Annotated in this window: 10 protein-coding genes, 1 tRNA gene and 1 riboswitch; of the genes, 8 read left to right on the top strand and 3 right to left on the bottom strand. The window is 40.3% G+C overall.

Annotated features, from left to right (window positions below):
• Window positions 1–7: 7 nt before the first annotated feature.
• The 5 genes from dnaB (at window position 8) to metK (ending at window position 6,947) form a co-directional block, all read left to right on the top strand.
• The gene (gene dnaB / locus DFR58_RS01140) at window positions 8–1,345 is read left to right on the top strand and encodes a replicative DNA helicase (protein ID WP_114295970.1); all 1,338 of its coding nucleotides are present in this window, start codon (window positions 8–10) and stop codon (window positions 1,343–1,345) included.
• Window positions 1,326–2,786: a tRNA lysidine(34) synthetase TilS gene (gene tilS / locus DFR58_RS01135; protein WP_242987348.1), complete on the top strand. Its 1,461-nt coding sequence runs from the start codon at window positions 1,326–1,328 to the stop codon at window positions 2,784–2,786. Before dnaB ends, tilS begins: the two co-directional genes overlap by 20 nt.
• Window positions 2,786–3,322, top strand: a complete 537-nt coding sequence (gene hpt / locus DFR58_RS01130; RefSeq protein ID WP_114295969.1) for a hypoxanthine phosphoribosyltransferase — start codon at window positions 2,786–2,788, stop codon at window positions 3,320–3,322. The genes tilS and hpt overlap by 1 nt, the downstream gene beginning before the upstream one ends.
• Before the next feature lie 246 nt (window positions 3,323–3,568).
• The gene (gene ftsH, locus DFR58_RS01125) at window positions 3,569–5,389 is read left to right on the top strand and encodes an ATP-dependent zinc metalloprotease FtsH (RefSeq protein ID WP_114295968.1); all 1,821 of its coding nucleotides are present in this window, start codon (window positions 3,569–3,571) and stop codon (window positions 5,387–5,389) included.
• Window positions 5,390–5,572: 183 nt separating this feature from the next.
• Window positions 5,573–5,676: riboswitch (SAM riboswitch) on the top strand.
• A 77-nt stretch (window positions 5,677–5,753) separates the two neighbouring features.
• A complete protein-coding gene (gene metK, locus DFR58_RS01120) occupies window positions 5,754–6,947 on the top strand; it encodes a methionine adenosyltransferase (protein ID WP_114295967.1) in 1,194 nt (397 codons plus the stop codon).
• 138 nt (window positions 6,948–7,085) lie between these two features.
• Here the strand turns inward: metK and DFR58_RS01115 are convergent, their stop codons facing one another.
• Window positions 7,086–8,138 carry an HD-GYP domain-containing protein gene (locus tag DFR58_RS01115; RefSeq protein ID WP_242987353.1) on the bottom strand — a complete coding sequence of 351 codons (1,053 nt, stop codon included), beginning with the start codon at window positions 8,136–8,138 and terminating at the stop codon, window positions 7,086–7,088.
• A 205-nt stretch (window positions 8,139–8,343) separates the two neighbouring features.
• Here DFR58_RS01115 and DFR58_RS01110 point away from each other — a divergent pair, with 205 nt between their 5' ends.
• Both DFR58_RS01110 and recD2 read left to right on the top strand, forming a co-directional pair.
• Window positions 8,344–8,742: a glycosyltransferase family 2 protein gene (locus DFR58_RS01110; RefSeq protein WP_114295965.1), complete on the top strand. Its 399-nt coding sequence runs from the start codon at window positions 8,344–8,346 to the stop codon at window positions 8,740–8,742.
• A 119-nt stretch (window positions 8,743–8,861) separates the two neighbouring features.
• Window positions 8,862–11,102, top strand: a complete 2,241-nt coding sequence (recD2, locus tag DFR58_RS01105; protein ID WP_114295964.1) for an SF1B family DNA helicase RecD2 — start codon at window positions 8,862–8,864, stop codon at window positions 11,100–11,102.
• A 135-nt stretch (window positions 11,103–11,237) separates the two neighbouring features.
• On the opposite strand, the gene DFR58_RS01100 is transcribed toward recD2, so the two are convergent.
• Window positions 11,238–11,313, bottom strand: a tRNA-Phe gene (locus tag DFR58_RS01100).
• Between the two features lie 167 nt (window positions 11,314–11,480).
• On the bottom strand, window positions 11,481–12,191 hold the full coding sequence (locus DFR58_RS01095; protein ID WP_114295963.1) for a tRNA ligase subunit PheS family protein: 711 nt from the start codon (window positions 12,189–12,191) through the stop codon (window positions 11,481–11,483).
• Window positions 12,192–12,499: 308 nt separating this feature from the next.
• Here DFR58_RS01095 and DFR58_RS01090 point away from each other — a divergent pair, with 308 nt between their 5' ends.
• Window positions 12,500–13,561: an asparagine synthetase A gene (locus DFR58_RS01090; RefSeq protein WP_207659088.1), complete on the top strand. Its 1,062-nt coding sequence runs from the start codon at window positions 12,500–12,502 to the stop codon at window positions 13,559–13,561.
• Window positions 13,562–13,591: the final 30 nt, after the last annotated feature.

Below are 13,591 nucleotides of genomic sequence, written 5' to 3'. Positions count from 1 at the left end.
TTTTGGTATGGATATTGGAGCTTTGGGCAGGATTCCGCCTCAGAATATTCAGGCAGAGCAGTCTGTATTGGGAGCGATGCTGCTGGATAAGGAAGCTATACCCGTTATAACTGAAATACTTAGAAACGAAGATTTTTACAGGGAAGACCACAGGGAAATATTTGAGGCAATAATGGATCTCTTTGAAAGGGCGGAGCCTATAGATTTAATTACCGTATCCGAGCAGCTTAAGATAAGGGGAACCCTTGACAATGTAGGAGGACTTGAATATCTTACCAACATTGCCACTTCCGTACCTACAACCTCCAATGCCAGGCATTATGCCAAAATTGTTGAGGAGAAGGCGCTCTTGAGGACTCTTATAAAGGCCTCCTCAAGCATAGTGGATATGGGATATGAGGCATCTGAAGAGGTCACCTTTGTTTTGGACAGGGCTGAAAAAAGTATTTTTGATATCCTGCAAAAGAGAAATACTCAGGGCTTTTCTCCTATAAGGGATGTGCTTTTAAGTACGTTTAACCGGCTAGAGGAGCTTTATAATAACAACGGCAGTATTACAGGCATACCTACGGGCTTTAACGATCTTGATTATAAGACCTCCGGGCTGCAGAATTCCGACCTTATTTTGGTTGCTGCGCGTCCGGCTATGGGAAAGACTGCTTTTGTGCTTAATATAGCTCAATATGTGGCTGTGCGTTCAAAGATTCCCGTTGCCATATTCAGCCTTGAAATGTCAAAGGATCAGCTTGTCAACAGAATGCTCAGCAGTGAGGCTATGGTTGACAGCCAAAAGATGAGGACAGGAAAGCTGGAGGATGACGACTGGCAGAAAGTTGCAGGAGCATTGGCGCCTTTATCGGAGGCTCCCATTTATATAGATGACACCCCGGGAACCTCTATAATGGAAATACGTGCCAAGTGCAGAAGACTTAAGCTCGAGAAGGATTTGGGGCTTGTAATTATAGACTACCTTCAGCTTATGCAGGGAAGGGGAAGGAATGAAAGCAGGCAGCAGGAAATATCTGAAATATCCAGATCCCTAAAAATACTTGCAAAGGAGTTGAATGTCCCCGTGATAACGCTGTCCCAGTTAAGCCGCGGTCCGGAATCAAGAACCGATCACAGGCCGATGCTGAGTGACTTGAGAGAGTCGGGGGCTATAGAGCAGGATGCCGACATAGTTATGTTCCTTTACAGGGATGACTACTATAATCCCGATACTGAAAAGAAGAACATTGCAGAGGTTATACTGTCAAAGCACAGAAACGGTTCTACAGGAACAGTTGAGCTTGTGTGGCTGGGACAATATACTAAATTTGTGAATCTTGAAAAATTTAGGGGATAAATTCGGTAAGGGTATGAATATATTAAAAATGGTTGCCGATACAGTCCATAGGCATGATTTAATACAAAATGATGAGAGTATAGTAGTAGGAGTTTCAGGAGGTCCTGACTCTGTATGCCTTCTTCATGTGCTTTTTCAGCTTGCGGACGAGCTGCATATAAGAAGCATATATGCTGTGCATATAAATCATATGATAAGAGGCAGGGAGGCAGACGAGGATGAGGAGTATGTAGCAGAGCTGTGCAAGAGCATGGGAGTTCCGCTTTATAGTGTGTCTGTCGATGTTAAGCGCATTTCAGCACGAAAGGGAATATCAGTTGAAGAAGCGGGCAGGGAGGCACGGTATAGCGAATTTAAGTCTTTTGCGGAGAGGGTTGGCGCTGAAAAAATAGCTGTGGCACACAACAGAAATGATCAGGCTGAGACAGTTATTTTAAATATCATAAGAGGTACCGGCTTAGAAGGGCTAAAGGGCATGGAATATAAAAGAGATAATATAATAAGGCCTCTTATGGACATCGGGAGGGTACAAATTGAGGAGTACTGCACGGCTAATTTATTAAATCCAAGAACCGACAGCACAAACCTTAAAGCAATATATACGAGAAATAAAATACGCAAGGAGCTCATACCGTCTATTGATGAGCTTTTCAATACAGACATAACCTCCGGCATTGTGAAGATGGCCTCATTGATAAAGGATGACAATAATTATATTGAACAAATGGCTTTAAGTCTATATAATCAATGTGTTATAAAAAAAGATTTGCATGGGGTGGAGCTTAAAATATCAAAAACAATGCAGCAGCACACGGCTGTAAGAAGAAGAATTATAAGAAGGGCAATAGCCGACGTAAAGGGAGATTTGAAGGGTATTGAAAATGTACATGTGCAGCAGGTGGACAATCTTATTAACAATGGAAAAACCGGCTCCCGGCTTCATTTGCCGCATAAACTCCGCATTGAGAGATCTTATGATTCGGTAAGAGTATTCATAAATTGCGATGATTCTAAGATAGCCGAAGGTTTTAGCTATGAGCTGGTATTGCCTGGGAAAACCTCGGTAGACGCGCGCCACGAATATATTGATGCGTTTATTTTTCAAAGGGAGGATGCGAAGAAGGTTAATTTGGATACCGATCGCCGCCCGGCAGTTCAGTTTTTTGATTGGGACAGGATAGATGGAGGTATAAATATTAGAAACAGGAGAAAGGGTGATGTTTTCAAACCTTTAAAGTCAAATGGCACAAAAAAGCTTAAAGAGTATTTTATAGACAATAAAATACCCAGAGAATTAAGAGATGAAATACCTGTTATAGCAAAGGAAAGAGAAATTGTCTGGGTTATTGGATATAAAATAAGTGATAAATTTAAGGTAACTGAAAATACTAAAAGGATATTAAGGCTTGAGTATAAAAAAACTGACGGGGAGAATACATAATGGAAGGTATAAAAGGAGTTCTGATAGGAAGAGACATGCTGCTTAAAAAAGCAGAAGAGCTTGGCACGCAAATCTCGCGGGATTATAGAGAGAAGGAGCTTGTTCTGGTCGGAGTTTTGAAGGGAGGCTTTGTTTTTTTGGCTGATCTGATGCGGCATATAACCATCCCTGTGGACATGGATTTTATCTCGGTATCCAGCTATGGACATTCTACCAGATCCTCCGGTGTGGTAAGGATAATAAAGGATATTGACATCAATATCACCGGCAAGCATGTTCTCATTGTAGAGGATTTAGTGGATACAGGACTGACGCTTAAGCATTTAAAGGAGCTTTTAAATACAAGGGGACCTTTAAGCGTCAGAATATGCACTGCTCTGGATAAGCCCTCCAGAAGAAAGGTGGAGATTGAGGTTGAATACAAGGGAATTGTAATACCCGATGAATTCGTTGTGGGATATGGCCTTGATTATGGGGGAAAGTACAGGAACCTTCCCGATTTATGCACCTTAGACCCGAAAGCGTGTAAAAAGTAATTTTTAAAGAATGTTTTTAAATATGACGAAATTTTTTAATTGGCTTGTATTTATTGTGTTTTAATTACGGGTATGTTAATATTATATAAATCGCAGGCAGGAGATATATAAATAACGAACTGCGGAGAATGTCCACTGTAATTTGCTTGCAATTTTTAGTATTGGTTTGTAAGAAAATTACTTCCGTATTTGTGTTGCAACCTATGCAACAATTTGTATATAACTTAGAAACAAGGAGGGAGATATTTGAGATATTTCAAAGGATTAAGCTTTTATATAATACTTTTTGTAATAATCATATTTGTTTTATTATTGATTCAAGGAAGCGAGGGTCCTCAGGAAAAGAGTTATTCAGAGCTGATAACCCAAATTCAGAGCGGCAATGTTAAAAGCATAGTACTACAGGGCGAGAAAGCCACTGTGGAGTTTACCAGTCAGGGTGCGGAGGGAACCGGCAAGTATGTTGTAAATATACCATCTGTCGAGTCCTTTACAAATATAGCTACGGATGCGGTAAAGAATAAGCTTTTAAAAAGTGACGGCTTTAAGTTCCAGCCGCCTCCGACACCGCCGTGGTGGGTGGCAATTCTGCCTACGATAGGGCTGATAGTTATATTTGTTCTGTTTTGGGTGTTCTTCCTTCAGCAGTCTCAGGGCGGAGGAGGAAACAGGGTTATGTCCTTCGGCAAGAGCAGGGCAAAAATGAACACCGATGATAAAAAGAAGGTAACCTTTGATGATGTTGCGGGTGCTGATGAGGAAAAGGAAGAGCTGAAGGAAATAGTTGAATTTTTAAAGCAACCCAAGAAGTTTGTGGAGCTGGGTGCCAGAATACCAAAGGGAGTATTGCTTGTAGGACCTCCGGGTACGGGAAAAACCTTGCTGGCTAAGGCTGTTTCGGGCGAGGCTGGAGTTCCGTTTTTCAGCATAAGCGGCTCCGACTTTGTGGAAATGTTTGTGGGAGTAGGTGCGTCCCGTGTAAGAGATTTGTTTGAGCAGGCAAAGAAGAATGCTCCCTGTATAGTTTTTATTGATGAGATTGACGCCGTTGGAAGACACAGGGGAGCAGGACTTGGAGGCGGCCATGACGAACGCGAACAGACGCTCAACCAACTTCTGGTTGAAATGGATGGATTTGGTATAAACGAGGGAGTAATAATACTTGCTGCTACAAACAGGCCCGACATACTTGATCCCGCCCTTTTAAGGCCGGGAAGGTTTGACAGGCGCGTTGTAGTGGGACTGCCGGATATAAAGGGAAGAGAGCAGATCTTGAGGGTGCATTCAAGGGGCAAGCCTTTGGGTTCCGATATAAGGCTGGATGATCTGGCAAAAACAACCCCCGGCTTTACAGGAGCAGATCTTGAGAATCTTTTAAATGAGGCTGCGCTTTTGGCTGCAAGATCCAATAAGAAGCAGATAACAATGGAGGATGTCAAGGAGGCAATCTTCAAGGTTGTGATGGGGCCTGAGAAGAAGAGCAGGGTAATGAACGAAAAGGAAAAGAGGCTTACTGCCTACCATGAGGCAGGCCATGCAATAGCCGTAAGGGTGGTTTCAACCACCGATAAGGTTGACAGGATATCCATAATACCCGCGGGAATGGCAGGAGGATATACTGCTTACAAGCCCGAGGAGGATAAAACCTATCACACAAAATCGCAGCTCTTGGAGCGCATAGTTATTGCATTGGGAGGAAGGGCCGCAGAGCAAATTGTTCTTGGAGAGATAAGCACCGGTGCCGGGAGCGACCTTAAAACAGCAAACGGAGTGGCCAGGAGCATGATAACAAAGTACGGTATGAGCGAGCATCTTGGAAACCTTATATTCGGCAATGAAAATGATGAGGTTTTTATAGGCAGGGATTTTGCCCAGGCAAGGAACTACAGCGAAGAAGTTGCCGCTCAGATTGACAGAGAGGTTAAAAGCATAATCGACACATGCTATGATAAAACGATTAATATGCTCAAGGAAAATATAAACAAGCTGCATAAAGTTGCAGAGGTGCTTCTGGAAAAGGAAAAGCTGGAAGGCGGAGAATTTGAGGATATTTTTGCAAATGCATAGAAAATAAGGCTATGTAATATTTTAGTAATTACTTGAAAAATGATCTTGACTACAGCAAATATATGTGTTAAATTATTTATGGTAGCAGGAAAAGTTTGTAATATTATATCGGTATTTATTAAAGAATATAAACATTGTTTAGAAATATCCATATAAGTAGCATAAGAAACTTAATATTGTTGAACCTTATCAAGAGAGGTGGAGGGACTGGGCCCTGTGAAACCCGGCAACCGGCTAGAGCATCGGTGCCAATTCCTGCAGGATTTTTCTATCCTGGAAGATGAGGAGTTGTAGAATCGGCCTCTTCATCAAATGAAGAGGCCTTTTAGCGGTAATTATTTATTTATGATTGGAGGGGTTTTTAATGTCAAAAAAATTATTTACTTCAGAGTCTGTTACGGAAGGCCATCCTGATAAAATATGCGATCAAATATCCGATTCGGTTTTAGATGCAATTTTTGCACAGGATGCTATGGCCAGAGTCGCTTGTGAAACATCGGTCACTACAGGACTTGTTCTTGTTATGGGTGAGATTACAACGAATTGCTATGTTGATATACCTGCAATAGTGAGGAATACAATAAGAGAAATTGGATATGACAGGGCTAAATATGGGTTTGACTGCGATACCTGTGCCGTTTTAACCTCAATAGACGGTCAATCTCCCGATATAGCAATGGGAGTGGATAAAGCGCTTGAGGCTAAAACAGGGGAAATGTCCGATGCCGAAATTGAAGCTACAGGAGCTGGAGATCAGGGCATGATGTTCGGATTTGCGTGTGATGAGACTTCCGAGCTTATGCCTATGCCAATTTCTTTGGCCCACAAGCTTGCAAAAAAGCTGAGCGACATAAGAAAGGACGGCACGCTTACGTACCTGAGGCCCGACGGAAAATCTCAGGTTACTATAGAGTATGAGGACGATAAGCCGGTGAGAATAGATACCGTTGTTATATCCACACAGCATAGTGCCGATGTTGATCATGACACTATAGAAAAGGATATTATAGAGCATGTAATAAAGCCTATGCTTCCGGCGGATTTAGTTGATGAGAATACCAGGTATCTTGTAAATCCTACGGGAAGGTTTGTGGTCGGCGGCCCTCAGGGAGATTCGGGTCTGACGGGCAGAAAGATAATAGTGGATACTTACGGAGGATATGCAAGACATGGGGGAGGAGCTTTTTCAGGAAAGGACCCCACAAAGGTTGACCGTTCTGCTGCCTATGCAGCCCGCTATGTAGCTAAAAACATTGTGGCCGCGGGGCTGGCAGCAAAGTGCGAGGTGCAGCTTGCATATGCCATAGGGGTGGCAAAGCCCGTTTCTATATTGATAGATACCTATGGTACGGGCACACTCTCTGAAGAAAAGCTTGTCCAGCTTGTAAGCAGAAACTTTGATTTGAGGCCCGCGGGGATAATTAAAATGCTTGATTTAAGAAAGCCTATTTATAAGCAGACAGCGGCTTACGGGCACTTTGGCAGAACCGATATAGATCTTTCATGGGAAAGGACGGATAAGGCCGAAATACTTAAAAAGCAGGCAGGCGAGATATAGACAGACAAGGGACTGGAGTGGAAGGCTGCCGGAATATATAATGTGAAGGCAGCCTTCCGCTTACGAAATTTTTACTATATACTTATATATGTAGGGATAAAAATAAGACGTTTTTTAAGCCTGACTTATTTTATTAGCTTAATATGAGCTTAATATGTCTACAATAAAAGTATCGGGTGCTTTAAGCAGGTCAATTATGTAGGGATTTAATACAGGAGGTCCCTCCCTGCATGCTATTACCGATATTTTAGGTCTTTCCGGCATATGCCGGTATTCTTTTAGTACCTTTCCTACCTCCCCGGTATTCAGAACCACAACTGAGCCCTGGGGATATATTGATATGTTTTTTATAAATGCGTCGGAAATGTCAGGATCAAATAATATTGATGAGTTGCAGAGAATATAGCTGGATGCCTCGTGAGGAAGGTTTTTTCTTCTGTAAACCCTGTCCGAGGTCAGAGCATCGTATATATCTGCGGTAGTTACTATTCTTGAAAATATGTCGATTTGATACTCCTTAAGTCCCATAGGATATCCGCTTCCATCCCATTTTTCATGATGCCGGCAGGCAATAGAGGCGATAGTTTCATTTAATCCGGGGGAATTTTTTATTATATCATGTCCGTATACAGTATGCTGCTTCATTATATCAAACTCTTCCTCAGTGAGCTTTGAAGGCTTCATGAGTATTTCAAGAGGGACCTTGCATTTGCCTATATCATGCAGGATAGCACCCAGTCCCAGCTGGGTAAGGTCTTTGCGATGCATTCCCAGAGCCTTTCCGGTTATGACTGAGTATATGCATACGTCAAGAGAATGCAGGAAGGTATAGCTGTCTATGTCGCGAATACCTGTGAGCTGCATAAATGCCGACTCATTTTCCAGAACCTTTTTAACTATGGCATTTACAGTATCCTTTATCGCTGGGGTATCTATATCCTTGCCATCCCGTACACACTTAAGCACTCTTTCAATATTCCTTGAGGCTTCCCGGTAAACCTCTTCCTCACATACCTCAGACTCGGGAATGTCCTCTCCCTCACGTATATACACAAAAGGGACGTTAAATAATTTCAATTTTTTTATGTACATGGGCTTTATTATAAAACCTGATAAAAGGAGAAGTCTGCCGTCATCCAGATAAACGTCCTTAGCCAGTTTCATTCCCGGTTTTAAATGAGTTAGCAACATTTTAGTCACGCTTATTCACTCCTTTATATAATATATTATATAAATTTATAAATTTCGTCAATTTTTTTTATAAAATACTATTTTTCGACTATTTATTTAAAGGCTTTAGAAAATGGAATCAAATAACTTAAGTGTCACGGATATCACTTCAAGCTCATAAAATAGTAGTACAAATTATTCTTTCATAGGCGGGAAGTGATAATTTATGTTGAGAATTGCTTTTGAAGTCTTTGTAGGGCTGCTTGCAATTTATGGGATAATTTCTTTAGTATCGGGGCTTATAAGCCCCATAAGGCAACGCTTGGGAAGTGAAAGCTCCAGAGTAAAAATGGTTATTATTATGAAGAATCAGGAGCAGACAGCGGAGGGAATAATAAGAAATATTTTTACGGCCGACATATTAAGGAGGGTAATGTCAAATGAGAAGCTTACAGTGATTGATATGGGCTCAAGTGACAATACGCGCCGCATACTAGACACCTTAAAAAATGATTATGACTTTTTTGATGTGCTTAGTGAGAACGAAAAAGAGGATATTTTTAAGAAGTTTGATGCTGATGCATCCCCAAAAAAGGAACCAATTGGAAAAACAACAGGCATATAGCTTACAAGGTACATAAATGATATTATCCTTTAATTGGACACAGAATTGGTATATACTTAAAAAAGGTCGTATGAGAGAAATACAAGTCCGGCTATTCATACTGAGGGTGAAATAATTATATGGTAACGATAGAGGCTACTGTAGAGGAAATAATTTTTTCCAACGAGACGAACGGTTATACTGTCTGTGATGTTAAAAGCGAAAAGGATACGGTGACGGCCGTAGGCTATATGCCCTTTATAAATGTTGGTGAAATCTTAAGGCTTACGGGCAAATGGGTAACCCATCCCGATTATGGAGAGCAGCTTAAGGTAGAGACTTATGAGAAGGTGCTGCCCGACACTATCGATGCCATTGAAAAGTATCTTTCGTCGGGAGTTATAAAGGGAGTAGGGCCTCAAACAGCGAAAAAAATCATTGAAAAGTACGGTGAAGCTGCTCTGGAGGTTATACGGGATACTCCCGAAATACTCACTGAAATAAAGGGCATAAGCAGGGATAAGGCATTAAAAATAGGACAAGCCTTTGAGGAGCAAAAGGGGCTTAGAGAGGTTGTGATGTTTTTTCAGAAATACGGCATAAGCCCTGTCTATTCAGCCAAAATCTATAAGGCGTTCGGAGAGAGAACCATAGAAGAAATAAAAGCAAATCCCTATAAGCTGGCGGATGAGGTTTTTGGAATAGGCTTCAAAACTGCCGATAGAATAGCCCGAAGCATGGGTATTGATCCTGTCTCCAGATACAGGGTGTGCAGCGGAATAAAATATGTTCTTTCCCGAGCGGCTCTTAACGGGCATACATATATGCCGGAATTTGAATTAAATGAATATACGTCACAGCTTCTTGAGGTGAGGCTTGAGGATATTAATGCCGCGCTCATAGCGAGTGTGCTTGAAAGAGCCGTCTGGACCGAGAGATCGGGCGAGGATAAGGACGGTGAAAATGGCTATAATAAAGTATATTTAAATGCTTTTTATAATGCCGAGCTGGGAGTGTGCCGGAGGCTTCTTGAACTCTCGGAGGCAGCCTTTAGAGCAGAGCTTGGGGATTTTGAGCAAAAAATAGGGCAGGTGCAGAGAGAAGAAGGAGTGGTTCTTGCCGACATGCAGAAGGCTGCCGTAAGGGAGGCCTTAACGAACGGGGTGCTTATAATTACAGGGGGGCCGGGTACGGGAAAGACAACCATTATTAAAACCATAATCAGGCTTTTAAATAGTGAAGGCTATGAGGTGGTTCTTGCCGCGCCTACCGGAAGAGCGGCCAAAAGGATGTCCGATGCAACAGGCTTTGAGGCTAAAACCATTCATCGCCTTTTGGAAATAGGGTATTCGGGTACGGATGCCGACGCGTCCTTTCAAAAGGATGAGGCCAATCCGATAGCTGCGGATGTTGTAATAATAGATGAAATGTCAATGGTGGATATACTCCTTATGAACAACCTGCTTAAGGCTGTAAGCCCCGGTACAAGGCTTATACTTGTGGGAGATGTGGATCAGCTCCCGTCGGTAGGCCCGGGGAATGTTCTTAAGGATATAATTGAGAGTAAAATGATTATGTCTGTCAAGCTGACGGAAATATTCAGGCAGGCAGAGGAAAGCATGATAACTGTAAACGCGCATAAGATTAATAAAGGAGAGTATCCCTGCCTGAATAAAAAGGATAAGGACTTCTTTTTTCTGCACAGGAGCAATGGCAATGACTTGCTCGCAACAATTGTAGATCTCTGCAGCAGGCGGCTTCCTTCGACCTATGGGTATGACCCAATGAGGCATATACAGGTTCTCACGCCTACGAGGAAGGGCCTTGTGGGTGTAGCCAGACTTAATATAGAGCTGCAAAAGGCACTTAATCCCCAAGGGCCGCATAAAAATGAAAAGGTCTTCAGGGATTTTATATTCCGTGAGGGTGATCGTGTAATGCAGATTAAGAACAACTATAATCTTCGTTGGGAAAAAGAGGGAGATGTGCCGGCTGAGGGAATGGGTGTTTTTAACGGGGATACCGGAATAATTCATAAAATATGCAATGAGGAGCAAAAGCTTATCGTTTTATTTGAGGATGAAAAGAATGTCGTATATGATTTTGGAATACTAGATGAGCTGGAGCCTGCGTTTTCCATAACCATTCATAAGAGTCAGGGCTCTGAATTTCCTGTGGTGGTTATGCCTATGTTTCAGGGGCCTAAAATGCTTATGACCAGAAACCTTCTTTATACTGCCGTAACTCGTGCAAAAAAGCTTGTTGTACTTGTGGGAAGTGAAGAGGTGTTAGGTGAAATGATAGCAAATGAAAAGGAAACGTTGAGATATTCCGGCCTGTGTGAAAAAATGAGGAAATATGGGTCAGGAGTATTGTTCTAAAGGGGCGTTACAACCATTGATTTAGATACAATGGCAAATTGCGACAGAGGGCAAAAGTAAATAAGCCTAAATATGTATTATCCATAGTAACAAAGAAATATCTATCCTGACGAAATGTACGGATTCCCAATTCAGTGGTGCCCAGAGCCGGAATCGAACCAGCGACACGGGGATTTTCAGTCCCCTGCTCTACCGACTGAGCTATCTGGGCGCAAATTTAAACTGTTTTTAATATACTACTATAGTTATGGCAAGAAGTCAATGGCAAATATCACATTTATTTCCTTGAAATCTACTTTTATTACTGCTGTTTAAAGGGAGGTACTTAGCCCTTAATGTAATCGTTGATGTTATCAGTACTTTTTTAACTAAAGCTTATCAGAAGCAGACTATATTATTTTCATATAATTCTTGTATATTGCTTACATTTTCAACTAATTGAATTAATCTTGAGGGACCTAATCCAAAACATATACCTGATATGTCAGAATCGTAACCGCACTCATTTAAAATATTCCTGTCAATCATTCCGGCAGTGCAAATATTCACTAAATTGTTTCCTCGGCAGTAGGGACAATTTGTATCATAATTACATATGCAAGATACATCAATCTTAACACTTGGACATGTAAAAGCATGCCAATATGGCTGGAAGGTCATTTCCCTTTTACAGTTAAATATGTACTGTACAAATAGCTCCATAATACCCTTTAAGTCGGAAAAATGAATCCCTTTATCCAAAATAACACCTTCTGCTTGGTAGAACATGGGTCTGAACAGACTTCCCTTGCTGTCACACCGATACACCTTTCCTATTTCAATAAACGCCAGTGGGTATGATTTTTTAGACATCTGTCTGATCCAAATAGGGGAAAGATGGGATCTTAGTAATAAATCATCTTCTATATAGAAAGTAGCATCGTCCAAAGTAATAAAAGATTTGTCTTCTATATTTAATGCCGTAAAATTATTATAATAGGTTTCGATTTCTTTACCAAATACAATATTGAATCCCAAGCGTTTAAAGAAATCGTACATCATATTAATAACAGTATTTAAAGGATTCTTTTTGCCGTAAGAGCTATTCATTAATAATCAACCCTTTCCTCTTGAGCTTAATTAAAATTAATTTTAGAATTATACATAAATCGCATTACATATATTTACTTTTATTTATATATTTTATAGCAAGTAAATATTAATGTCAATATATAGCGCATATTACATATCTTAAAAAACATAGAAACATACATTGACATATGTCGCGTTTTATGCTAATATTTAATATAAAATTAACACAAATTTACTATTATTTAAAAATTTATAACAAATATAGTATATGTATATTATTAATCACAGTATGCTATAAAAAATATTATTATTAAGGAGTGATTTAAATGTGTGCTATTTTACAAAAGGAAAAAATTTACGATGACACCATTAAAAAAATTAGGCCTCCGAAAAGCTGGAAGAACATAGAAAATCATTATCAAAATGTTATAAATAATCCATGGTATCAAAAGCTGGTGGAAGTTGAAAATTTAATTACAGTAAATACCGTAAAATTTTATGAAAATAAAAATATTAAAACGTTGCACTTGCCAATTACCACAGGTTCAATCTCCAGTCCTATAGGTTTGGGCAGCGATTCATCTCCTGTAAAAGTAAATTTGTGTAATGTTGATACATATCTTGCAGATTCTATGCAATTTATGTTGGAATATGGTTGTCGGTTATTTAAGAATGGTTGTTATTATATTATGCCTTCCTTTAGAGGAGAATCGGCTGACGAAAGACATTTGTGCCAGTTTTATCATAGCGAAGCTGAAATACCTGGAACGCTCGAAAATGTAATCAATCTGGTTGAGGAATATTTGAAATATTTATGCAGTGCATTATTGGAAGAGTATGCAGATGAATTAAAAAAAGTAGCTGGAGATACGGATCATATAGAGAAATTAGCAAATTTAAGCACTAAAATTAACAGGGTGACATTAGATGAAGCCATTAAATTGTTAGATAACAATCCAGAATATGTAGAAACGCATGAAGCCGGCTTTAGATTATTAAATAAATACGGTGAACAGGCACTTATGTCAAAATTTGACGGCATAGTATGGCTAACACACTTTGACACTTTATCTGTGCCTTTCTATCAGGCTGTAGATAGCAGAAATTCTGGGAAGGCCTTGAATGCAGATTTGCTTTTTGGCATAGGAGAAGTTGTAGGCTCTGGTGAGCGTCATCAGAATAGTGATGAAGTCTTGCGAGCTTTAAAATTACATAATGTGGACAGCTCCGAATATGAATGGTATTTCAATATGAAAGAAAAATATCCAATGAAAACATCCGGATTTGGCCTTGGAGTTGAAAGATTTATATTATGGTTATTTAAACATAACGATATAAGAGATTGTCAAATAATTCCAAGGTTTAACGGTGTCAATATAGTACCATAAAATCGGATTAACAATTTGAGTGGGGCTAAG

Source organism: Anaerobacterium chartisolvens, from assembly GCF_003337415.1.
Classification (GTDB): domain Bacteria; phylum Bacillota; class Clostridia; order Acetivibrionales; family DSM-27016; genus Anaerobacterium; species Anaerobacterium chartisolvens.
Note: the sequence above shows the minus strand (reverse complement) of the source record. Positions and strands in the feature narration are given on the sequence as shown.